Source organism: Kitasatospora sp. NPDC057936 (genome assembly GCF_042887525.1).
GTDB lineage: Bacteria > Actinomycetota > Actinomycetes > Streptomycetales > Streptomycetaceae > Kitasatospora.
The window spans coordinates 31,058-52,766 of the sequence record NZ_JBHVPD010000006.1; the positions used below are offsets into that span (position 1 = coordinate 31,058).

At 73.8% G+C, this 21,709-nt stretch carries 18 protein-coding genes; 7 read left to right on the plus strand and 11 right to left on the minus strand.

Annotated elements, in window-relative coordinates; all coding sequences use genetic code 11:
* Nucleotides 1-114: 114 nt before the first annotated feature.
* The 9 genes from ACFVU9_RS05040 to ACFVU9_RS05080 form a co-directional block, all read right to left on the minus strand.
* Complete coding sequence (locus ACFVU9_RS05040) at nucleotides 115-1,317, minus strand: type III PLP-dependent enzyme (RefSeq protein WP_387590018.1); 1,203 nt, start codon at nucleotides 1,315-1,317, stop codon at nucleotides 115-117.
* Nucleotides 1,314-3,020 carry an IucA/IucC family protein gene (locus ACFVU9_RS05045; protein WP_387590021.1) on the minus strand — a complete coding sequence of 569 codons (1,707 nt, stop codon included), beginning with the start codon at nucleotides 3,018-3,020 and terminating at the stop codon, nucleotides 1,314-1,316. Before ACFVU9_RS05045 ends, ACFVU9_RS05040 begins: the two co-directional genes overlap by 4 nt.
* Entirely contained in the window at nucleotides 3,017-4,264 is a 1,248-nt protein-coding gene (locus ACFVU9_RS05050; RefSeq protein ID WP_387590023.1) for an MFS transporter, read from the minus strand. Before ACFVU9_RS05050 ends, ACFVU9_RS05045 begins: the two co-directional genes overlap by 4 nt.
* On the minus strand, nucleotides 4,261-5,976 hold the full coding sequence (locus tag ACFVU9_RS05055; RefSeq protein ID WP_387590026.1) for an IucA/IucC family protein: 1,716 nt from the start codon (nucleotides 5,974-5,976) through the stop codon (nucleotides 4,261-4,263). The genes ACFVU9_RS05050 and ACFVU9_RS05055 overlap by 4 nt, the downstream gene beginning before the upstream one ends.
* Complete coding sequence (locus tag ACFVU9_RS05060; RefSeq protein WP_380437241.1) at nucleotides 5,973-7,181, minus strand: acetyl-CoA carboxylase biotin carboxylase subunit family protein; 1,209 nt, start codon at nucleotides 7,179-7,181, stop codon at nucleotides 5,973-5,975. The genes ACFVU9_RS05055 and ACFVU9_RS05060 overlap by 4 nt, the downstream gene beginning before the upstream one ends.
* Nucleotides 7,182-7,454: 273 nt before the next feature.
* Entirely contained in the window at nucleotides 7,455-8,453 is a 999-nt protein-coding gene (locus tag ACFVU9_RS05065; RefSeq protein WP_387590029.1) for an ABC transporter substrate-binding protein, read from the minus strand.
* An 85-nt stretch (nucleotides 8,454-8,538) separates the two neighbouring features.
* A complete protein-coding gene (locus ACFVU9_RS05070; RefSeq protein ID WP_387590032.1) occupies nucleotides 8,539-9,522 on the minus strand; it encodes an ABC transporter ATP-binding protein in 984 nt (327 codons plus the stop codon).
* Nucleotides 9,522-10,559 (minus strand): FecCD family ABC transporter permease, encoded by a 1,038-nt coding sequence (locus ACFVU9_RS05075; protein WP_380489589.1) that lies wholly within the window; start codon nucleotides 10,557-10,559, stop codon nucleotides 9,522-9,524. The genes ACFVU9_RS05070 and ACFVU9_RS05075 overlap by 1 nt, the downstream gene beginning before the upstream one ends.
* Nucleotides 10,556-11,521 (minus strand): FecCD family ABC transporter permease, encoded by a 966-nt coding sequence (locus tag ACFVU9_RS05080; protein ID WP_380437345.1) that lies wholly within the window; start codon nucleotides 11,519-11,521, stop codon nucleotides 10,556-10,558. Before ACFVU9_RS05080 ends, ACFVU9_RS05075 begins: the two co-directional genes overlap by 4 nt.
* 264 nt (nucleotides 11,522-11,785) lie before the next feature.
* On the opposite strand from ACFVU9_RS05080, the gene ACFVU9_RS05085 reads away from it, so the two are divergent.
* Entirely contained in the window at nucleotides 11,786-12,700 is a 915-nt protein-coding gene (locus tag ACFVU9_RS05085) for an iron-sulfur protein (RefSeq protein WP_387590035.1), read from the plus strand.
* Nucleotides 12,701-12,805: 105 nt separating this feature from the next.
* On the plus strand, nucleotides 12,806-13,210 hold the full coding sequence (locus tag ACFVU9_RS05090; RefSeq protein ID WP_387590038.1) for a VOC family protein: 405 nt from the start codon (nucleotides 12,806-12,808) through the stop codon (nucleotides 13,208-13,210).
* Here ACFVU9_RS05090 and ACFVU9_RS05095 read toward each other — a convergent pair.
* Nucleotides 13,171-13,560, minus strand: a complete 390-nt coding sequence (locus ACFVU9_RS05095; protein ID WP_387590040.1) for a DUF6191 domain-containing protein — start codon at nucleotides 13,558-13,560, stop codon at nucleotides 13,171-13,173. The genes ACFVU9_RS05090 and ACFVU9_RS05095 overlap by 40 nt on opposite strands.
* Before the next feature lie 243 nt (nucleotides 13,561-13,803).
* Here ACFVU9_RS05095 and ACFVU9_RS05100 point away from each other — a divergent pair, with 243 nt between their 5' ends.
* Nucleotides 13,804-14,562, plus strand: coding sequence for a dienelactone hydrolase family protein (locus ACFVU9_RS05100; protein WP_380499893.1), 759 nt, complete (start codon nucleotides 13,804-13,806; stop codon nucleotides 14,560-14,562).
* Nucleotides 14,563-14,682: 120 nt separating this feature from the next.
* On the opposite strand, the gene ACFVU9_RS05105 is transcribed toward ACFVU9_RS05100, so the two are convergent.
* Nucleotides 14,683-15,102, minus strand: a complete 420-nt coding sequence (locus ACFVU9_RS05105; protein ID WP_387590043.1) for a hypothetical protein — start codon at nucleotides 15,100-15,102, stop codon at nucleotides 14,683-14,685.
* Nucleotides 15,103-15,541: 439 nt separating this feature from the next.
* Between ACFVU9_RS05105 and ACFVU9_RS05110 the strand changes: the two genes are divergently transcribed.
* From ACFVU9_RS05110 to ACFVU9_RS05125, 4 genes are all read left to right on the plus strand, one after another.
* Entirely contained in the window at nucleotides 15,542-16,435 is an 894-nt protein-coding gene (locus tag ACFVU9_RS05110) for an alpha/beta fold hydrolase (protein WP_380499999.1), read from the plus strand.
* A gap of 298 nt (nucleotides 16,436-16,733) precedes the next feature.
* The gene (locus ACFVU9_RS05115; RefSeq protein WP_387590047.1) at nucleotides 16,734-18,938 is read left to right on the plus strand and encodes a serine/threonine protein kinase; all 2,205 of its coding nucleotides are present in this window, start codon (nucleotides 16,734-16,736) and stop codon (nucleotides 18,936-18,938) included.
* Between the two features lie 79 nt (nucleotides 18,939-19,017).
* Nucleotides 19,018-19,395, plus strand: coding sequence for a hypothetical protein (locus tag ACFVU9_RS05120; RefSeq protein WP_387590049.1), 378 nt, complete (start codon nucleotides 19,018-19,020; stop codon nucleotides 19,393-19,395).
* 627 nt (nucleotides 19,396-20,022) lie between these two features.
* Nucleotides 20,023-21,663, plus strand: a complete 1,641-nt coding sequence (locus tag ACFVU9_RS05125; RefSeq protein ID WP_380437216.1) for a M4 family metallopeptidase — start codon at nucleotides 20,023-20,025, stop codon at nucleotides 21,661-21,663.
* The last annotated feature ends 46 nt before the right edge of the window (nucleotides 21,664-21,709 follow it).

Sequence of the window (21,709 nt, forward strand, 5' to 3'; positions counted from 1 at the left end):
CAGATTTCAAAATCTGTTATCTGTCGGCTGTCATCTGTTCGCCGTCGGTCGTCATCCGCCGGCGCCCCGGCGCGGCGCGTCGGTCCGGGGCACCGGGAGGCCTCACGGCGTCGGTCAGTCGCCCAGGTAGTGGAAGCCCGGGTGGGGGTGCATCAGGAACTCGTGGTGCGAGATGTTCCACGCGTACGCGCCCGCCATCGCGAACAGCACCCGGTCCGCCGACCGCAGGCCGTCGGCGCCCTCGGCGGCGCGCGCGAGGACGTCCTTCGGGGTGCAGAGCTGGCCGGCCAGCGTGGCCCGGCCGGTCTTCACCGCGGGACGCGGCCACGGGTGCGGCCACGCCTCCACCGCCAGGACCTCGAACGGCTGCGAGTGTCCGCGCGTGGCCGGGGTCCGCAGGTGGTGGGTGCCGCCGCGGACGACCGCGAAGTCCTCGCCGTGGCTGGCCTTCACGTCCAGCACCTCGGTCGCGTACCAGCCGCAGTACGCCGTGAGCGCGCGTCCGGGCTCGATCCGCAGGGTCAGCCCGGGGTGGGCGTCGAGCAGCTTGGCGAGCCCTTCGCCGAAGGCGGTCCAGTCGAAGCGGTGGCCCGGATCGTCGTAGTCGACGGCCATGCCGCCGCCGACGTTGACCTCGTCCAGCGGGAAGCCGTGCCGCTCGGCCAGAGCGGCCGACCATTCCACGATCCCTTCCGCGAGGGCGAGTTGGTCCGCTGCGGCCAGGCCGCTGGCGAGGTGGGCGTGCACCCCGCGCAGCCGCAGCCGCCGTCCGATCGGGCCGTCGCCGGTGAGGAGGCGGACGCATTCCTCGGCGCGGTCCGGGTCGAGTCCGAACGGTGTCGGCCGTCCGCCCATCGCGAGCGCCACGGCGTCCAACGTGGCCGTCCCGACCGGGAGGTTGACGCGTAGCAGCACGTCGACCACCGTGCCGGGCCGGTCCGCGAGGACGGCGGCCAGGCGGTGGAGCTCCTGCTCGCTCTCGACGTGCCAGCGGTGTACGCCCGCGTCGACCGCGGCCACGATTTCGGCGGGGGTCTTTCCGGGCCCGCCGAAGGCGAGGGGAGCGCCGGGTACGGCTGCCCGCACGTGCGCCAACTCACCTCCGCTGGACACCTCGTAGCCGTCGACGGCCTCGCGCAGCGCGACCAGTACCGGAGCCTCCGGGTTGGCCTTGGCGGCGTAGTACAGCTCGACCCGCTCCGGCAGCGCGGCCCGCACGGCAGCGGCGTGGTCGCGCAGTGCGGCCAGGTCGTAGACGTAGGCGGGCAGTTCGTCGGGGCTGAGCTCGGCGACGTGCCGACGGACGGACTCGGTCATCGGGCGCTCCCAACGGGGACGGTGAGGGGCATCCGGGCGGCCTCCGCGAGTACGGACCCGGCGAGCGGCGACGGCAGTCGGACGTATCCGGCCTCGCGGTCGGCCTTGCGCTCCCAGCGGGTCAGCAGGTTGGCCTTTGCGGGGAGCGGGACGCCGGCGAGGAGCGCGCGCAGGCGCGGCGGGCGGCCGTGGGCGGCCGCGTACTCCTCCAGGGTGTCCCGAACCGTCTGCCAGAGGGCGCCCTCAAGCTCCGGGTGGCGGTCGGCGAGCGCGGCGAGCAGTTCGGCGACGTGGTTGACCAGGAGGCAGTAGACGACCCGGTCCCAGCCGCGTTCGGCGTCGTACGTCATCGGTCCGGCGACCTCGGGCGGCAGTGCCGCGAGCAGGGCGGCGTTCTGCTCGGGGACGAGCTTGGTGCCCTCCAGGTCGCGGAAGAGCACCTGGGTCGGGTGACCGGCGGCGTCGAGGCCGATGAGGACGTTCTGCAGGTGCGGTTCGAGGACGACGCCGTGGTCGAAGTAGGCGGCCAGCACCGGCGGGATGAGCAGTCGCAGATAGGCGCGCCACCAGTCGATGGCCTCGCGTCCGTCCGAACTGCCGTCCAGCAGGCGGGAGATGTGTGCGGAGCTCGTCGGGTGTTCGTCGGCGACGGCCGCCGCGAGCAGCGGCGTGACGCCGGGCCGCAGCACGCCGCCGAGGCCCTCGCGGACGATGAGTCCGAAGCCCTCGAACAGCGACTGGTCCGGTCGGCCGTCAGCCCCGGGCAACGCCAGTGTGCGGTAAGCGGGTTCGCGCAGCATCGCGGCGTCGGGGAAGCGCCGGGCGAGGTCGGCGAGCGCGGGGGCGAGCACCTGGGTGAGCGTGACCGCGCCGGTCAGCTCGTACGCGGCGTTCTTGCGCAGGCAGTTGGTGATCCGGACGTTGAGACTGAACTTGAGGAACGCGTCAGCGCCGTAGAGGGTGCGCACCGAGGCGGTGGCGGCGAACTCCTCGCCGCGCGGGCCGAGGTCGAGCACGTCGCCGCTGGCGAGGGCGCCGCGCAACAGCGGGTGATCGCCGATGAGTTGGTACTGCCACGGGTGGGCGGGCAGCAGGCGGTACCCGGCCGGCACCTCGCCGAGCCCGTCGAGCAGGGCGGTCGAGGCGGCGTCGAGCGAGTGTCCGGCCAGCAGTTCCTCGCGGACGGCCAGGTGGCGCAGCCGGAACGCCGCGCGCGACTCCGGGGCGTAGTCGCGCCAGTCGCCCCGGGCGGCCGAGCGGGACTTGGGCGCCGGGTGGAAGCGGTGCCCGAAGAGCAGGGCCTGCTCGGAGTCGAGGTAGCGGTCCCGTCCAGCGGCTGGCCTGTCCGCCAGGCCCGTGCGCACGCCTTCGTGGCTGGAGGCGACCTGGTCGGTGAACTCCTCGTTCACCGTGCCGGTGCGCAGTTCGAGTTCGCCCTGGACGTGTTCGGCGAGCTCGCGCCAGTCCAACTCTTCCCAGCCGCCGGAGCGTTCGATCTCGACGGGGCCGTTGAAGCGGTGCGCGCCGAGCAGGGAGGTGCGGCGCAGGGCGGCCCGCAGGAGGACGCCGCGGCGGGGGAGGCGGATCTGGAGACGGTTGTCGGTGACGGCGGTCTGGTGCTCGGGGGCGGAGACCTCGCGCAGCAGGCAGTTGAGCAGGGTGTGGGCCACCGCGTCGTCGGCGGTGGGCAGTTCGTGGGTCATCGGCGACTCCAGCGCTGGCGGGCGGACGGGACGGTGAGTGCGGTGGCCGCGAGGGCGGCGAGCAGGGCGGCGGCGGTGCCGGCGACCACGGGAGCGGCGGCGCCGAAACGGTCGTTGGCCAGCGCGGCGACGGCGCCGGCGGCGACTGCACCGCCCTTGGAGACGAGTTCGAGGGTGCCGAACATCCGGCCGGGCTGGCGGCCCTTGGCGGCTCCGGCGGCCAGGACGGCGAGGCTGACCAGGCCGAGTGTGAGCCCGGCGCCGAGCAGGAGCCGCACGGCGACGAACACCGGCAGTGAGTAGGCGACGGCGTGTCCGGCGAGGCCGACGGTCACACAGGCGAAGCCGAGCGCGATTCCGGTGTGCGGGCGGGCGTGGAAAAGGGTGTGGGTGTGGGCCGCGAACACCAGGTAGCACAGGTGCGGCAGGGCGAAGAGCACGCCGGTGGTGATGCCCGAGACGCCCGGCAGGCGTTGCTGGGCCAGCGTGATCAGGTAGGGGAAGGAAATGACGGTGGCGAAGACGAAGGTGAACTCGAAGGCGTAGAGCGGCCGGAGGGAGACAGGCGCGCTGTGTCCGGCCGAGGTCTCGCTCGCCGGGGCGTCGGTGGTGACCACCTCGGCCCGGCGGGCGGCCTTGGGCTCGGGCAGCCGCAACAGCAACAGGGCCGCTGCGAGCGGGAGCACGGCCATCACCAGGTACTGGCGGTGCGGGTCGATCCACGGGGACAGTGCGCCGACCAGGATCGGGGCGGCCACGAGTGCCGCTCGCGCGCTGCCCTGCATCAGGGTGAGCGCCCGGGAGAGCCGGGGGCCGTCGAGCGCGGCGGCGAGGTAGCCGTTGGTGGCCGCGAAGGTGCCGCCGAGGAAGCCCTGGAGGACGAGCGCGACGGTGAACGCGGGCAGGCTGTCGGCCGCACCGGCGAGCAGGAACGAGACGGTGAGCCCGAGTTGGGCGCGCAGCAGCAGACGCTTGCGGCCGAACCGGTCGGCCAGTCGGCCCCACAGCGGGGCGCCGAGTGCGCTGAACACGGTCGGCACGATGTAGAGCACGCCCGCCCACCGGGCCTGCGCGTCGCCGAGCATGGGCAGGATCGCGGTCAGGTAGGGCGGCAGGCCGAGCGCGGCGAAGGAGGCGACGAAGTAGCAGGCCGCGACGGCGTGCACCTGACGGCGGCCGAGCCCGTCGGAGCGGTCGGCCTCGACGGGCCTCCGCTGCGGCAGTGCCTCCACGTCCGCGGTCATCGCGGGAGGCCGTTCACCAGGAGGTAGTTGGGGCCGCTCGTGTAGTGCTTGTTGATGTCGGCGGCGCCCGAGCGCTGCTTGGTGAGCAGGGTGCCCGCGGTGACCATGGCCTTGACCGGCAGCCGTTCGGCGTCCAGCAGGCTCGTGCGCAGCGGCGCGCCCACCGGTCCGAGGCGGTCGACGGCTTCCGCGAGGCGCTTGCGCAACAGGGCGAGCGTGTCCCCGAGGTTTGCGCGGCCGTGGTCGGCGAGGCCGAAGGCGAGGGAGGCGGTGCAGAGGTGGCCGGTGATGGTGGTGAACAGGTCGGTCAGCGCCCGGTCGTCCTCGCCGAAGATCCGTGCGTCGTCGAACTCCTCGGCGCCGGGAGCGAGTTCGCCGAGCTTGGCCGTCAGGCGGCCGGTGTGGACACGCGGGCCGTCGTCGTCCTTGTAGAGGAGGCGCAGGCCGCCCTGGTCGAGGATGAGGGAGGTGTTCTGCTGGTGCGACTCCAGCGCGATGCCGTAGCCGAACAGCGTGGTCTGCCAGTCGAACAGCAGCTCCAGCAGGTCGTCGTAGAGGGCGACCGGGTCGCCGCCGTGGAAGCGGTCGGCGAGGTGGTCGATGACGAGCCGGCCGCCGGGCGCGGGTGCCAGCAGCGAGGCGAGCGGGACCGTGACGGCCTGGTCGAGCCCGGCCGGGTAGCGGCGCAGCAGCACGGCGAGCAGTTCGTGCCCGGCGTGGGCGTAGGTCTGCTCGTCGGCGTGCAGGATCCGGCCCGTGAAGCGCGGTTCGCGGGCCAGCACGGCCTCGATCAGGCGCTGTCCGGCGGCGCCGTCGACCAGGGTGCCGGGCTTGATGGTGCGGCGGTTGAGCCGGCCCAGGCTGGCGGTGGCGAGCGGGAGCTTGAGGTGGCAGGCGGGGTCGTCGGCGACGGCGACGGTGCGCATGGAGAGCGTGGGCACGACGGTCAGGTACGGGCGGTCGGCGAGGATCGCGCGGCCGGCCAGGCCGGTGGCCGCGAGCGCCTCGTCGAGCGGGGCGCCGACGGTGAGCGGGTGCACGGGCAGGGTGGTCCAGCCGTCGCCGGGGCAGGCGTCGCCGAGGCCGAGCCAGGCCGGGGTGGGCCACCAGCTGGGGAGTGGCGCGGCGCCGTGGGCGGTGACGGCGTCGGTGGGCACGGCCAGCCAGCGCAGCTCGAAGGCTGGGTGGAACTCCGGTGCGAAGGCGCGCAGTTCGGCCTCGCCGAGACCGGCCCGGCCGCGGGCGGTCGGGTAAACCGGGTGGTCGAGGTAGGCGGCGAGGGTGTCGTGGCCGAGGCTCGCGGCGGCGCCGTTCCAGGCGGCCGGGTCGGCGCCGTAGAGGTCGGTGAGCCGCGCGTGCACCTCGGGTCGGACCTGCTCGTGCAGTTCCATGGTGATGAGGGTCTGGCGGCACTCCTCGGCGAGGGCCGTCCAGCCGGGCCGGTCCTCGGGGTCGGCCAGCTCGGTGAGGTTCGCCACGATGGCGTCCAGGTCGGTGAGTTGGCGACCGGCGAGGTCCACGAGGGGCAGGCGCGCGGCGTACTCGGACTGGAAGCCCTCGGGGGCGACGGGTACGGCGAGCGTGGCGTCGGCGAGGACGAGCCAGGAGCCGTCCGCCCGGTGTTCGACCGTGCTGCGGGCACGCAGGCCGAGGACATCCTCGCGGACGAGGGCGGAGAGCACGCGAAGGGTGAGCTGCTCGGCGGCGGTCACGGGGTGATCTCCCAGCGGTTGGCGGCGAGGAAGCGGGCGACGGCGGCGTCGACGGCGCCCTGGTCCTCGCCGATGGCCCAGATGACGCCCAGGTAGTCGCGGTTGGTGCGGTAGTGCTCGTGCCGCTCCCCGAGCGGGCGCAACGGGCGGTAGGCGAGCCGGACGCCGTCGCGCTCCTCGTCGTACGGGGCGGGGGCGGCGGTGAGGACGCCGGCGCGGTCGGCGCAGACCACCTCGTTGCGGGCGCGGCGCGGGGTCGCGGCGCACAGATCCGCGAGGTCGGAGGGGAGTTCGCGACCGAGGTGGACGCTCAGGATGTGCTCGAAGAGCGGGATCCCGAGGATCTCGGCGAGCATGAGGTCGCACTGGTCGCCGATGGCACGGTAGTTGACCTCGATGATCCGGGCTCGGCCGTCCGGCTGGACGACGAACTCGGTGTGGCAGGCGCCGAGTCCGACGCCGAGTGCGTCGAGCTGGGCGAGGACCTGGGCGACGACGGCCGCGGGGTGGGCGGGGACGAACTCCAGGACCTCCTCGATGAAGTCCGGGGGAGGCGAGAGCCGGGTGCGGAAGCCGCCGAGGGCGTGGCGGGTGCGGCCGTCGCCGAGCGTCTCCAGGGTGCAGAGGCGTCCGTCCAGGAACTCTTCGACGACCAGCGTGGCGCCGGCCCTGCGGTGCTGGATCTCCTTGCAGCGCAGGGCGAGTTCGGCGGCGTCGGCGACGAGCGTGACGTCCTCGCTGGCGACTCCCTCGCGCGGCTTGACGACGCACGGGAACGGCGGGTCCAGCTCGGCCGGGTCCTGGCCGGGGGCCAGCTCGGCGGACCAGACGGTGTCCTGGCCGGTGAGGGCGAGGTGGCGGCGCAGCTGGCCCTTGTCCTTGGCCCGCAGTGCGGCCTTCCAGTCCTTGGCCGGGAGGCCGAAGTACTGGGCGGCGAGGGCCGTTTGGGTCTGGAGATGATCGCTGTTGCTGAACACCGCGTCCGGCGCGTGGTGGCGGGAGACCAGGCTGACCACGGCGCGGAAGTCCCGGACGTCGCACTCCAGCACCTCGGGGGCGGCGAACGGCAGAGAGGAGTAGGCCCGCCGGTGGGGCTCGGCGCAGTCGGTGAGCACGGTCACGTCGAGCCCGAGCCGGGCGGCGGCGGGCAGGAAACCGGCGGTGACCGAGTCGGTGGGATTGAGGGCGAGCAGGTAGAGCCGCATGGCGTGGAGGTCCTCGCTGGGGTGGTCGCGGGCGAGTGGCGGCGGACGGGTGGAGGGGCGCCTGAGGGGCGACGACGGACGGCGAACAGATGACAGATAACAGATTTCGAAATCTGTTATCTGTTCGCTGTCATCTGTCACTCCGCCCCTGTTCGCCGTCCCCCGTCCCCCGCCCGCTGCCGGCAGTCCGGCAGTCCGGCAGTCCGGGAGTCCGGGAGTCCGGGATGTCCCGGCAGTCCGGCCGGCCCCGCTGCCGGGGCTGGCCGCCGTCGGCTACTTCGGGGCCTCGACGCCCGCGGCCTTGGCGATGTCGACGAGCATGGCGTCGGCGGCCTGGACGCCGATGCCGGACATCCAGGTCTCGTCCGGGACGGTGAACACCTTGTTGTTCTTCACCGCGTTGAGGCCCTGCCAGACCGGGGTCTGCTGGACCTCGCTCTCCTTGGTCTTCGACGGGTCGTCGGCCGTCGTGACGAACACCAGGTCCGCGTCGGCCTGGTTGATCTGCTCGGCGCTGACCTCGACGATGTTCTTGTCGACGTCCTGCGAGGCCGGGCGGGCCAGGCCGACGTCCTTGAGCACGACGCCGCTGTAGGAGGCCTTCGCGTACAGGCGGGTCGGTCCGGCCACGAAGCGGACCACGGACGCGGTCGGCATCGTGCCGCCGTTCTTCGCCTTGATCTCCTCGCCGAGCTTGGCGGCCCGCGCCTGGTAGTCGGCGAGCGCCTTCTTCGCCTCGTCCTCCTTGCCGAGGGCCTGGGCGTAGAGGGCGAGGTTCTCCTTCCACGGGAAGCCGGTGGTCTCGGCGAGGACGGTCGGCGCGATCGCGTTCAGCTGGTCGTAGACCTTGGCGTGGCGGACCTTGGAGGACAGGATCAGGTCGGGCTTGAGGGAGGCGATCAGCTCCAGGTTCGGCTCGTTCATCGGGCCGACGTCCTTGGTGTCCTTGATCTTGTCCTTGAGGTAGTTCGGGAAGCCGCCCTCGGTCTTCATGTGCGGGGAGACGGCGCCGACCGGCGTGATGCCGAGCAGGGTGACGTCGTCGAGCTCGCCGCTGTCCAGGACCACGACGCGCTTGGGCCGGCTCTTGATCTCGGCGGTGCCGGCCGCGTGCTTGACGCTGCGCGGGAAGCCCGCGGCGGTGCCGGCGGAGGCGGACGAGGAGGCGGAGTCGCCGCCCGCCTTGGCGCCGTCCCCGCTGCTGCCGCAGGCGGCGAGCAGCGCGGTGGAGAGCGTGGCGGTGAGGATGACGGCGGGCAGTCGGCGGTTCATCGGAATCCTTGGATCGGGTCGAGCGGAGAGCGGGGGACGAAGAGGAAGCGGAAGGGGAGGAGGAAGAGGAAGAGGAAAAGGGAGGTCAGACCGCAGCCGAGGCACGAGCACGAGCACGAGCGCGCTCCCGGGCCCGCGGCACGATGAGCGGCGTGCCCGTCTCCGGGTCGGGCACCACCCGGCACGGCACCTGGAAGACGGCCTCCACCAGCTCGGCCGTCAGCACCTCCGACGGTGCCCCGGCGGCCGCGAGCCGCCCGTCCTTGAGAACGACGAGGTGGTCGGCGTACCGGGCGGCCTGCCCGAGGTCGTGCAGCACCATGACCACGGTCCGCCCGGCCTCCTCGTGCAGGTCGGCGACGAGGTCGAGGACGTCGAGCTGGTGGCGCAGGTCGAGGAAGGTGGTCGGTTCGTCGAGGAGCAGGAGGTCGGTGTCCTGGGCGAGCGCGAGCGCGATCCAGGCGCGCTGGCGCTGCCCGCCGCTGAGCCGGTCGACCTGCTGGTCGCGCAGTTCGGCGGTGCCGGTGCGGGCGAGGGCGTCCTCGACGGCGGCCTGGTCGGCCCTGGACCACGGGCTCAGCATCCGCTGGTGCGGGTAGCGGCCGAGCCGCACCAGCGACTCGACGGTGATCGCCTCGGGCGTGACCGGCTGCTGCGGCAGGAGGCCGAGCCGCTTGGCGAGGGCCCGGGACGGCATCCGGTGGATGTCGGAGCCGTCGAGGGTGACGGTCCCGGCGGCCGGGTCGAGGAGGCGGACGAGTCCGCGCAGCAGCGTGGACTTGCCGCACGCGTTCGGGCCGACGATCGCGGTGACCGCGCCGCCGGGAAGTTCGAGGTCGAGCCCGTCGACGATCACGCGGTCGCCGTAGCGCAGGCCGAGCCCGTGGGTGGCGAGGCGGTTCGTGCCGCCGGCGGTCGCATCCACGCCTGTCTTCTCCGCGCCTGTGCTCTCCACGCCTGTCTTCTCCGCGCCTGTGCTCTCCACGGCCGTCTTCTCCACGTCTGTCTCCACCACGTCTGTCTCCACCACGGCCGTCTTCTCAGCGAGGGGCGTCTCGGGGGCGGTCATCAGCTGCTCCTCTGGGGAAGCCGGCCCTGGCGGATCATCAGCACCAGGAGCCAGGGCGCGCCGAGGGTGGCGGTGACGGCACCGACCGGCAGGCCGTGGACGGGGATCACGTGGAGCACGAGGAGGTCGGCGCCGAGCAGCAGGACGGCGCCGGTGAGGGCGGTGAGTCCGAGCGTGCCGAGGGTGGGCGGCCCGGCGAGCAGCCGGACCAGGTGTGGGACGGCGAGGGCGACGAAGGCGACCGGCCCGGTGAGGGCGGCGGCGAGCGAGGCGAGGGTGATGGTGAGCAGCAGCAGCCACATCCGGTCACGGCCGGGGTTGAGCCCGAGGCCGCCGGCGGAGTCGTCGCCGAGGTCGAGGACGGCCACGCGGCGCTGGCAGAGCACGACGGCGGCGGCGGTGAGTCCGATGGCGGTGCCGCCGATCGAGACCTCGGTCCAGGTGCGGCCGTAGAGGGAGCCGGTGGTCCACTGCATCGCGGAGGAGGCGAGTTCGGCCGGGAACCGTACGATCATCAGGTTCACGGCGGCGGCGAGGCCCTGCTGGACCGCCAGGCCGACCAGGACCAGACGGGTCACGGCCATCTTGGAGCGCCACGCGAAGCCGCCGAGGAGGAGCGCGGCGAGCAGTCCGCCGCCGAGCGCGGCGAGCGGGATCAGCTGCTGCGAGGCGCCGGTGGCGAGCATGAGCACCGCGCCGAAGGAGGCGCCGCCGGTGACGCCGATGGTGTCGGGGGAGGCCAGCGGGTTGCGGAAGAGGCGCTGGAGCATCGAGCCGGCCATGGCCAGCCCGGCGCCCGCGATCAGTGCGGACACGACGCGCGGCGCCCGGAACTCCTGCACGACGAGGACGTCCCCGGGCGTGCCCTGGCCGACGAGGGCGCGCAGCGCGTCCCACGCGGAGATGCCGACCTGCCCGGTGCCGAGGGCGATGCCCGTCAGGAGCACGAGCAGGGCGGCGGCCAGCACCGACCAGGCGGCGGTGCGGACGCGGCGGCGGGTGAGCGCGCCCGTCGGGGCGGCGGCGATCGCGGTCACCGGGCCACCTTCCGCGCCAGCACCGCGAGCAGCGGCGCGCCGAGGAAGGCGGTGACGATGCCGACCTCGATCTCGGACGGGCGGACCACGAGCCGCCCGAGCACGTCGGCGGCGAGCAGCAGCAGCGGACCGGCGATCAGGCAGCCGGGCAGCAGCCAGCGGTGGTCGTTGCCGAGGAGCGGGCGGACGAGGTGCGGGGCGGCCAGTCCGATGAACGCCACCGGTCCGGCGACGGCGACCGCGCCGCCCGCCAACAGGACGACGGCGAGCCCGCCGGCGACCCGGATCCGGGCCACCGGCACGCCGAGCGACTGGGCCGCCTCGTCGCCGAGGGCCAGCGCGTTGAGCGCGGGGGAGATCGCGAACGCGCCGAGCAGGCCGACCGCGAGGAAGGGCAGGACGGGGGTGAGGGTGTCCAGCTGCCGTCCGGCGATCGAGCCGGCGAGCCAGAACCGGGCCTCGTCGAGCGTGCGGTGACTGGCCAGCATCAGCGCCGAGGTCCACGAGGTGAGCACGACGGTGAGCACCGTGCCGCCGAGCGCGAGCCGGACCGGGTCGAGGTCGCCGCCGCGGCGGGACATCGCGTACGCGGCGACGGCGGCGACGGCCGCGCCGGCCAAGGCGAACCAGACGTACTGGGCGGGCCGGGCGAGGTCGAGGGTGTAGATCGCGGCGACGACGGCGAGGCTCGCGCCCGCGTTGATGCCGAGGGTGACCGGCGAGGCCAGCGGGTTGCGGGTGACGCCCTGGGCGACGGCTCCGGCCACGCCGAGCGCCGCCCCGACCGCCAGCCCGATGAGGGTGCGCGGGACCCGAAGGCCCGTCACCACGTCGGCGTCACCGCCGTGGGCCGTGCCGGTCAGGGCGTCGGCCACGGTGGACAGCGGGATGGAGCGCGAGCCGAGCGCGAGGCTCAGCGCGGCGCACAGCACGAGCGCGCACAGGCCCGCGGCCAGCAGCAGGGGCTGCCGGAGCGCAGGGCGCCGGGGCGTCGCGGGGGCCGCGGAAGCCGGCGGATCGGTTCTCAACACGGGTCGACATCTTAGGTTAGCTTTGCCTAAGTTCGTCAACCGTTGACAAATCGGACATGTCGCGCGCCGGGTGCCGTGCGGGTGCGGTGGAGTGAGGCGGGGCGCTGCTCGGGCGGGTGTGTCACGGGCGGTTTGAAAGTCTGTAAGGTGAGCCTCACCTTATCCCATCTCGGGAAGCAGAGCTCGGGAGTTTCGATGATCCCCGGACCACCCATGCCCGCGGCCGCGCCCGCGGAGGCGATGCCGCTCGCGTCGCCCGTGTCGGCGATGCCGCCCGCGTCGCCCGTGTCGCCTGTGCTGCCGACGCCGCCCGTCCCGCCGGCGGCGCCCGCGTCCGCGCTGTTCGCGGACTACCGGCGCCTGCGCGACCTCTGCCCCGCGCTCGTCCTGCGCGTACTCGGTCCGGCCGACCCCGACCCGTCCGCGGCCGACGGCTGGTACTCCGGCGCCCAACTGGCCTGCGACGAGTCGGCCCTGGCCGCTGCGCTGGCCGGCGAGGAGGCCCGCACCGCCGACCGCCACGGCCGCGCCGCCCGGCCGCACGTCACCGCGTCACGTCTGCTGCACCACTACGTGTGGTCCGCCTGCCTGCTCATCGCCGGCCCCTGGCACCTCGCCCGGCGCGTCCCGGCCGTCGACCCCGCTGACCTCTGGTTGCACGCCCCCACCGGGGACCTCGCGCTGCGCCCGCGCGGCCACGTCGGCCGTCCCGACGGTCCGCTCGGCGAGGACGAGCTGCGGGCCGAGCTGCGCGCCGCCGTCGTCGCCCACGCCGAACCGTTGGTCGCCGCCTTCGCCGAGCCCACCCGCCGACGGGACCGCGCGCTGTGGGGGATGGTCACGGACGACCTGGCCTCCGCGATCTGGTACCTCGGCAGGATGCTCGACGAGGAGGACGCGGCGGTCGCCGCCGCCGGGGCCGTCCTGCCCGGCGGCACGCTCCCGCTCCCCGGCGCGGCCGACTTCCGCCGTCTGCGCACCGCCGACGGCCAGTGCCACCCGACCCGGACGCGACTCGGCTGCTGCCTCTACTACGCCGTCGCGCCGGACGCGCTCGCCTGCCTGACCTGTCCGCGCACCTCCGACGAGGAGCGGGTGTCGCGGCTCTGACGGTCCGTGGCTCGGCGCCCGCGGCCGGGGGAGACTTGGTGCTCCGGTTGGTGCCCCGATCGGTGCTCCGACGGGCTGTCAGTGTCGGCTGCTAGGTTCACCCGCATGATCATCGATGCGACGACGCGGGTGCGGATCGCCCGCCCCTCCCGGGACCTCGCGGCGGCTGAGCGCTTCTACGTCGGCGGCCTCGGCCTCGACGTGCTCTGGCGCACCACCGAGCGCGTCCCCGGCGAACACGACCTGCTGATGGTCGGCCCGCCGGGCGGAGGCTGGCACTTCGAGCTCACCCACGACCCGGAACACCCGCTGGAACCGGCCCCGACCGTCGACGACCTGTTCGTCGTCTACCTCGGTGCGCCCGTGGACGACGGACTCGTCGCCCGGCTGGAGGCCGCCGGCGGCACCCGGGTCGCGTCCAACAACCCCTACTGGGACGCGCACGGCGTGACGATATCCGACCCGGACGGCTACCGGCTCGTGCTCTGCTCCCGCACCTGGGGCGCCTGACCGGGCGGCCGGTCCCCGCCCGGGGGCGTCGGCGTGGCCGTGAGTACCGCCACGCCCGCCTCCAGGTCCACGCCGAAGTTCGGCGGCGCTCCGGCGTGCTCGTCGTCGCGCAGCACCAATTGCTCCCGGCGCTGCTCGATCTGCACCTGCTTGCCGGAGCTGAAGAGCGCGTGCAGTTCCTCCATCACGCCGCCGCCCAGGCCGAACCCGCCGCCACTCCCACTCCCGGCAGCGCCCCCGGCACCGGACTTCGAGCCGCGCCGGGGCGACGCCTCGTCCCGGATCTGCAGCGCCGCGAGCAGCAGCAGTCCCACGATCGCGGCCACCACCGCCGCCGTTCCCACGATCATCCCCATGACGGTCTCAACGTGCCCCGGTCGTACGGTCGTTCCCGTCCGCGCTACCCGCCATCCGCGACCTGTGGTGCGCCGCCCGTGACCCGCGGCCCGGACGGCCGAAGCGGAGCCGGTGGCCGGGCAGGCGCATAACTCGCGGGCCAAACCCCGGCCCACGGGCTACCCTGCCGCCCGACGTCGAGAGACGGTACAACCGGTGCGACAACCGGACCGGCAGGCAGAACAGAGAGCGAGCACATGACCGTGCGCGGCACCACCGTGGAGATCCCGACGGCGGACGGCGTCGCCGACGCCTACTTCGTCCACCCCGACGACGCACTGGCCCACCCGGCCGTCATCGTCCACATGGACGCCTTCGGACTCCGGCCCCACCTGATGGCCCTGGCCGACCGGCTCGCCGAGGCCGGGTACGCCGTCCTCGTCCCCAACGCCTACTACCGGCACGGGCGCGCGCCGGTCATCGACTACGCCGAGGTCATCGACCCGGACAACGACCCGGCCCTCTTCGACAAGATCGTCCCGCTGCTCAACACCCTCACCCCCGAGGTGAACCGGCGCGACGCCGACGCCTACCTGGCCTGGCTGGACGAGTCCCCGCTCGTCAAGGACGGCCCCGTCGGGCTGACCGGCTACTGCCGGGGTGCGGTGCACGCGCTGCGCATGGCCGCCACCCACCCGGACCGGGTCGCCGCCGCGGCCGGTTTCCACGGCGGGAACCTCGCCCGCGAGACGCCGGACAGCCCGCACCTCGGCGCCCACCTGATCACCGCCGAGCTGTACTTCGGCCACGCCGACGACGACCCGTCGCTGCCGCCCGAGCAGATCGCCCGCCTCGCCGAGGCGCTCGCCGAGGCCGGCGTCCGCTTCCGCGCCGAGGTGTACCGGGGCGCCCTGCACGGCTACACGCAGGCCGACACCACGCGCTACGACGAGGCCGCCGACGCCCGGCACTGGACGGCGCTGCTCAAGCTGCTGAAGCGCACGCTTCCCGCCTGACGCCGCCTGACGCCGCCTGACGCTGCCTCCTGGCACCGTCTGATCCCGCCTGGCACCGTCCGACGCCATCTGGCAGCGCCTGGTCCCGATAGGACCTTCGCCCGGCTCCCGCCCGGGCCGTCAGCCGAGCTCGTCCGGCGCAGCGGCAGCGGCGGCGGCGGTTCCGGGCTTCGGCGCGTCGGCGCTCTCCTCCAGTGCGTCGGCGCGCCGCCGCAGTTCGGCCGCGATGTCGTCCCAGTCCGGTCCGTGCAGGACCAGGCTCATGGCCGCCTCGCGCATCAGCTCCGGCTCGTCCGGGCGCTGGAGGAGCACCAGGCGGTAGGCGAGGTTGCGGATCCGCACCGGCAGGTAACCGTCGCAGAGGTACGGGCAGAGCTCGCGCAGCATGGCCAGGATCGTGTCGGCGTCCGCGAACGTCAGCGACTCGACGAAGTAGCCCTCGTCGTGGTCCGGTTCGGTGCAGGGGCCGGGTGCGACCGGTTCGGGCCGGTACTCGTCGCCGTAGAGGCACCGCGCGTGGTCGGTCAGGCTGCTGTGCATGCCGGGAGCCTACGGCTGTTTGTCACGGATGTCCGTTCCGGGTCGTTCACATCTTATCTTTGCGTACTACTCACGCGACGGACACGAAGTGTTCGGGTTACGGTGTGCCCGGGCGGTCAAGGTCGGGTCCGGCGGCACATGTCGTCCGGGCCACCGGGGCCGCCGTTCGTACGGGCGGCCGGGGAGGCGCCCGGCGCCGCCGAGCGGTGAGGACCGACCCGCGCATCCGGCACTGCAGGCCGGTCGCCGGCCGGTCCGATCGGGCGGGCGGCGCGTCACGGCGATCCGTGACGGGGGTCCGTTGACCGCTGTCCGTGACGGCCGGCTGTGACGGCGAGCTGTGACGGAGAGCCGTGACGGAGAACTGTGGCGGCGATTCATCACGAATCACGACGAACCATGTTCCAGAGTTCCAGGGGGGAACCGGACTGTGCACGAAATGACTGTGGGGGCGGCTGCGCGCGCCCGGACGGCCTCGCGCCCGCGGCGCGGTGGCGGCGCGGCGGTGCCGCCGGCGATGGCGGCCCTGTCGGAGCGGGTCCCTGGCGGGGTCCGCCGGGGCGAACTGGACCTCGGCGGCCGGGTGCTGCGCTGGGTCGAGGCGGGCCAGGGAGGGCCGACCGTCGTCCTGGTGGCCGACAGCGGCGCGCCGGCGCTCACGTGGGCGCCCGTACTGCCCGAACTCGCCCGGTTCGGGCGGGTCGTGGCGTACGACCGGGCCGGGCTCGGTGCGAGCGACTTCGACGCGGGCCTCACCCTGGAGACCCAACTCGCCGACCTGGTCGCCCTGGTGGAACACCTCGGCGACGGCCCGTGCGTGCTGGCCGGACAGGGCTGGGGCGGCCTGCTCGCCCAACTCGTCGGCTGGCAGCGGCCAGAGCTCGTCGGAGGCCTGGTCCTGGTGGATCCGGTGCACGAGGAGTTCCACGCGCCGGCCGTCCGCGCCGCCGAGGCCGCGATGGTACGGATCGGACTGCTCCGGTCGGCCGTCGCTCCCGGTGCCGGGGCCGTCCGCCCGGGCCGCCACCAGTGGCGCACCGCCGTCGCCGAGAACCGGTTGATGACGCTCGCCGTGTCCGAGATCCGGCGCCGCCGCTCCGCCGCGCGCACGACCGACGTGCCGCTGGCCGTCCTCAGCGCGACCGAGGGCCTGCCGGCGGTCCTGCGCACCCGCTGGACGATCCTGCAGTCGCGCATCGCCGAGCGTGCGACCCGCGGCACCCACATCGTCGTGCGCGGCGCCGGCCACGTCATCCACGCCGACGACCCCGGGGCCGTGACGGCAGCCGTGCTGGAAGTCGCGGAGCACGCCCGGCAGTCGGCGCGCGCCTGAGGCGACGGGTTCCTCAGGTGGCACGCCCGGGGAGGCGCCGGCCGCGTCCGGGGCGGCGGGCACACCCGGCGCACCGAAGGGCCCGGTGCGCCAGGCGTGACCGCTGCGCCGCGTGCGCCCCGGTACGCCCGGTGGCTCCCGGTGCAACCCGTGTGCCCCGGTATGCCGAGCGTGTGCGAAACGCCCTTGTCATCGGAGGGAACCGGCTCGTACGGCGGGTGATGACGCCGCGGCACCCTCTGGCACACTGTGTGCCCGAAGGCCCGCTGGGGAGGGTCATGACATCTGGGGGCAGGGGATGACGGGACGGGGGACCGTGCTCGGCGGGCGCTACACGCTCACCGAGCGGATCGGCGGCGGGGGCATGGGCACCGTCTGGCGGGCCGAGGACGGCGTGCTGGCGCGCCAGGTCGCCGTCAAGATCCTGCACTCGGCGCTGTTCGAGGACGGCACGTTCGTCCGGCGCTTCCGGCGCGAGGCGCAGATGGTGGCCGCGATCGACCATCCCGGGATCGTCGACGTGTACGACTACGGCGAGAGCGGTTCGGGCGGCCGCAGCGCCTCCGGCGGCACCGGCCGTGCGGACGGCCCGGAGGGCGAAGGAGCCGCCACCGGCGGGGCCGCCGCCGGCGACGGGGACGACGGCGAGGGCTGCGCCTACATCGTCATGGAGCTGATCGAGGGCCGCCCGCTCGACCAGGTCCTCGCCGCTGACGGCCCGATGTCCCCCGAGCGCGCCTTCGCCCTGCTCGCGTCCGCGCTGGACGCCCTGCAGGCGGCCCACCGCCAGGGCATCGTCCACCGCGACATCAAGCCGTCGAACCTGATGGTGCGCGCCGACGGCCACGTCACGATCACGGACTTCGGCATCGCCCGCGCGGTCGCCAGTACCAAGATCACCGCCTCGCACGCGATCATCGGCACCGCGCTCTACATGGCGCCCGAGCAGGCCGAGGGCAAGGGCGGGGTCGCGCCGGCCTCCGACCTGTACTCGATCGGCGTGGTCGGCTACGAACTCCTCACCGGGCGGCCGCCGTTCGAGGGCGAGAGCGTGCTGGAGGTGGCGCTCAAGCACGTGCGCGAGCCCGCGCCGGAGCTGCCCGCCGCGTTCCCGCCCGCGGTGCGCCTGCTCGTGACGAGGGCGCTCGCGAAGAAGCCCGAGGACCGCTACGCCGATGCGGCCGCGATGGCCGCCGCGGCCCGGTCGGCGATTGGCGCCCCGGGCGCGGACGTCGTCCCGGAGGAGGTGGTGGCGCGCGCCCGGGCCGCCGCTGCCGCAGCCGCTGCGGCCGCCGCCGCCGATGAGGAGGCCAAGGCGGGCCCGGCGGGTGCCGAAGGCAAGAACGGCCGGCCGGGGAAGGAAAGCGGCGGTACCGGCGGGGGAGCGCCGAACGAGGTGGCGAAGGTGGGCCCGCAGCAAGCCACCGAGCCGGGGCGGCGCCGGTCGCGGCGCGCGATGCTGGTGCCCGTCATCATCCCGGTCGTCATCTCGATGGGCACGGCGACCGTCCTGCTCGTCGACCGCGGCCCCGGCGGCGCGGACGCCCACACGCCGCCCGGCGCGCAGCCGACCGTCGCGACGGCCCCGGCGACGCCGGGCGCCCCCGGCACGACGGGGACGGACACCACGCCGACCCCGTCCGCGGCGGCCACGACGGCCACCCCGCCTCCGGCCGACACCCCGGGTGCGTCCGCCGCCCCCAACCAGCCGCCGAACCCGGCGAATCAGCCACAGGCGCCCGTTCCGGCGCCCGGCAGCGGCGGCAACGGCGCAGGCGCCGGTACGGGCGGCAACGCGGCTGCGTCCGGTGGTGGCCGGGGTACCGGCAGCGCGTCCGGTGGCGGTGCGTCCGGTGGCAGCGCGTCGGGTGGCCAGTCGAATCCGTCGGGCGGCGGCGGTGGCGGTGCGGGCGGCACCGGCAACCAGCCCGCCAACAACGGCAATCCCCAGCCCCAGCCCCAGCCAGGTGGCGCGGCGGGCGGCGCGGCGGCGGGCGGTGGCGGTGGCTCGCCGTCCGGCGGTGGTGCGCCCGCCGGTGGCGGATCGGCCTCGACGCCGACCAATCCCAGGCCGGCCGGGTGCGGCGGGAGCGACTGGGTGACCATCGTCAACGTGCGGTACGGCCTCCCGCTCGGGCTGCAGAACGACAACCTGTCGGCCGGCAACCCGGCGGTCCTGGGCGGAGCTTCGGCGTACGGCTGGATCGCCACGCTCGGAGCGGGCAACTACACCAACTACAACGCCTGCAACAAGAGCGGCCCCCTGCTCGTCCAGAACATGGACGGGATGGGCCCCGGTTCGACCGCCACCGTCGCGCTGAATTCCGGGTGGAACCCCCTGAGCGCCTGGGTCGTCCGGCCCGCGAGCGCGGCGGGCACGTACACGCTCGCCGAGAACGGCGGGGCGCGGTGTCTGACCGGAAACGGTTCGGGCAGCCCCGTCACCATGACGGCCTGCACCGACGGACTGGCAGCGCAGCAGTGGCGGCTCACGAGTGGCTGACGCGGCGGAGGTCGGAGGCAGCTCCGGGGGCTGCTCCGGGGGCTGCGACGAGGAGGAACCGCGGCCGCCCGTCGCCGGGATGACGATCAGCGTCCGGACCCGCCGCGACGTCGTGGTCGTCGATCCGGAGCGCTTCCTGGCCGCGGCCCGGGCGGCGTTCCGCGAGCTGTACCCGGGCGCGACGGAGGAGGACGCCCACCGTCACGTCCTGGACGTGACGGACGCGGTGGACGTGCTGCTGGAGCGCGACGGCGTCCTCGCCCCCGGGCTGCGGGACGCGGGGGCCGGCAGGTGCGGGCCGCTGCCCGGACGCCGCGTCCTCGACCGGCCCGACGGTCTCTCGCCCGCCGGCGAGATCCAGCAGATCGTCCTGGGCGACCCCGAGCCCTTGCAGGACATCGTGCTCCCCCAATTCGCCGAGGGCCGCGACCTGTTCGCGCTGCCGCCGACCGAATGACCGGACGGGGGCGCCCCGCTCGCTGCACCAGGCGGGGCAGCTGCGCCCTCGGGAGTCGTTCCGGCAGCATTGGTACGGACCATCGCGGGAAATCTCGATGATTCCCCAACTCGCCGACTGCGCACCGGAGTCGGGCGAACACGCAAGTCAGCGGGGCTAGCAGACGCCTCGACCGCGAACAAGCGCGACCGGTGGCGGGACCTCGCCAAGCGGATGTCAAGACTCCGTATCGAAAGTTTTACAGGCGTGTAAAACTCGCCCGGCGACCCGTCATCTCCCACCGGTGGACTGGTCGGTGTGACATCGGCCCAGGCCGGCGGACATCGTTCGAGTGGTAACCCACTGCAAGGGCGGGTGGAATTCCCCGGTTTGTCCGTGTCGCTGGATGTCCGTCAGGTTGGCGGGACCTGGCCACTTGATGAAGTAGACCTGTCAAAACGCTTGTCGGGTTGTCATGCTTTTTGACAGCCCCCGCCGGCAGCCCCCACCCCCACCCCTCGGTGGTCTGCCGTTCGATCGCAACGGGGCCCAGTACGCCAGTGCCCGTCCCGCCCCACAGGTGCCGACCCCGGCCCCCGGGACGCGGTGCGACCGCGCACAGACGCGGTTTCCCGGAAGGACTCGTACGTGAAGCGAAAGCTCGCAGCCGTCGCCGTGCTCTCGGCCACGGCCCTGCTGACCGGCGTGATCCAGGTGAGCACCACGGCCGCGCAGGCCGCCCCGACCGCCGCGCTGCAGGCGCAGGCCGCCCACCAGCACGCCACCGTGCTCGCGGTGGCGAACGGCGAGGCCGGCCCGCTGGCCAAGCAGCTCGCCCTCGGCGACCAGGAGAAGCTGGTCGCCAAGGACGCGGTGATCGACGCCGACGGCACCCGCCACCTCCGCTTCGAGCGGACCTACGCCGGCCTGCCCGTCATCGGCGGCGACCTGGTGGTCCACCAGGCCAAGGACGGCGCGGTCAAGTCCGTGAACAAGGCGGTCGCGGCGCAGCTGAGCCTGCCGAGCCTCACCCCGCGGATCCCGGCCGACAAGGCCGCCGACAACGCGGCGGGCGCGGTGCGCGCCACCGTGGGCGTCACGCTGGACGCCGACGAGTCCCCGATGGCCGACGTGCACCAGGCCGGTGCCGCCGAGCTGGTCGTCTGGGCGAGCGACGGCAACCCCCGCCTGGCCTACCGGGTCCAGGTCGAGGGCACCCGCGCCGACGGCACCCCGAGCCGCCAGGTCCTCGTCACCGACGCGGCCACCGGCGCGGTGCTGTCCACCCACGAGAAGATCGAGACCGCGGCCGGCACCGGCAACGGCGTCTTCGTGGGCAACGTCCAGCTCAACACGGCCCAGAGCGGCTCCTCGTACTCGCTCAAGGACGACACCCGCGGCGGCCAGTCCACCAGCGACATGAGCAACGGCACCAGCGGCAACGGCTCGCTCTTCGCCAACAGCACCAACAGCTTCGGCGACGGCACCGCCGGGAACCGCGAATCCGCCGCCGTGGACGCCCAGTTCGGCGCCGCGACCACGTGGGACTTCTACAAGTCCACCTTCAACCGCAACGGCATCCGCAACGACGGCGTCGGCGCGGCGAGCCGCGTGCACTACGGTTCCAACTACGTCAACGCGTTCTGGAGCGACGACTGCTTCTGCATGACCTACGGCGACGGCCAGGGCGACACCCACCCGCTCACCGAGATCGACGTGGCCGGCCACGAGATGACGCACGGCGTCACCGCCGCGACCGCCGCGCTCAACTACTCCGGTGAGTCCGGCGGCCTCAACGAGGCCACCTCCGACATCATGGGCACGATGGTCGAGTGGTACGCCAACCTGCCCTCGAACCCGCCGAACTACTGGATCGGCGAGCTCATCAACCTGAACGGCGACGGCAAGCCGCTGCGCTACATGGACCAGCCGAGCAAGGACGGCTCGTCGGCCGACTACTGGTCCGCCGACGTCGGCAACTCCGACGTGCACTTCTCGTCGGGTGTGGCGAACCACTTCTTCTACCTGCTGTCCGAGGGCAGCGGCGCGAAGTCGATCAACGGGTTCGACTACAACAGCCCGACGTACGACGGCTCGACGCTCGCGGGCATCGGGCGCGACAAGGCGGCCCAGATCTGGTACCGCGCGCTGACCACCTACTTCACCTCCACCACCGACTACGCGGGTGCCCGTGCGGCCACCCTCAGCGCGGCGACCGACCTGTACGGGGCGAACAGCGCCGAGTACAACGCGGTCGCGGCCACGTGGACTGCGGTGAACGTCAACTGACGGTACGTCAGGTAAGTGGCGTGGGCCGCGGTGCGGTGACAGTGGC

Bases quoted from the DNA above. Each gene is read 5' to 3' on its own strand.
- ACFVU9_RS05040 (WP_387590018.1), bottom strand. From the start codon at position 1,317: ATGACCGAGTCCGTCCGTCGGCACGTCGCCGAGCTCAGCCCCGACGAA.
- ACFVU9_RS05045 (WP_387590021.1), bottom strand. From the start codon at position 3,020: ATGACCCACGAACTGCCCACCGCCGACGACGCGGTGGCCCACACCCTG.
- ACFVU9_RS05050 (WP_387590023.1), bottom strand. From the start codon at position 4,264: ATGACCGCGGACGTGGAGGCACTGCCGCAGCGGAGGCCCGTCGAGGCC.
- ACFVU9_RS05060 (WP_380437241.1), bottom strand. From the start codon at position 7,181: ATGCGGCTCTACCTGCTCGCCCTCAATCCCACCGACTCGGTCACCGCC.
- ACFVU9_RS05065 (WP_387590029.1), bottom strand. From the start codon at position 8,453: ATGAACCGCCGACTGCCCGCCGTCATCCTCACCGCCACGCTCTCCACC.
- ACFVU9_RS05070 (WP_387590032.1), bottom strand. From the start codon at position 9,522: ATGACCGCCCCCGAGACGCCCCTCGCTGAGAAGACGGCCGTGGTGGAG.
- ACFVU9_RS05085 (WP_387590035.1), top strand. From the start codon at position 11,786: ATGATCCCCGGACCACCCATGCCCGCGGCCGCGCCCGCGGAGGCGATG.
- ACFVU9_RS05090 (WP_387590038.1), top strand. From the start codon at position 12,806: ATGATCATCGATGCGACGACGCGGGTGCGGATCGCCCGCCCCTCCCGG.
- ACFVU9_RS05095 (WP_387590040.1), bottom strand. From the start codon at position 13,560: ATGATCGTGGGAACGGCGGCGGTGGTGGCCGCGATCGTGGGACTGCTG.
- ACFVU9_RS05100 (WP_380499893.1), top strand. From the start codon at position 13,804: ATGACCGTGCGCGGCACCACCGTGGAGATCCCGACGGCGGACGGCGTC.
- ACFVU9_RS05105 (WP_387590043.1), bottom strand. From the start codon at position 15,102: ATGCACAGCAGCCTGACCGACCACGCGCGGTGCCTCTACGGCGACGAG.
- ACFVU9_RS05110 (WP_380499999.1), top strand. From the start codon at position 15,542: ATGACTGTGGGGGCGGCTGCGCGCGCCCGGACGGCCTCGCGCCCGCGG.
- ACFVU9_RS05115 (WP_387590047.1), top strand. From the start codon at position 16,734: ATGACGGGACGGGGGACCGTGCTCGGCGGGCGCTACACGCTCACCGAG.
- ACFVU9_RS05120 (WP_387590049.1), top strand. From the start codon at position 19,018: ATGACGATCAGCGTCCGGACCCGCCGCGACGTCGTGGTCGTCGATCCG.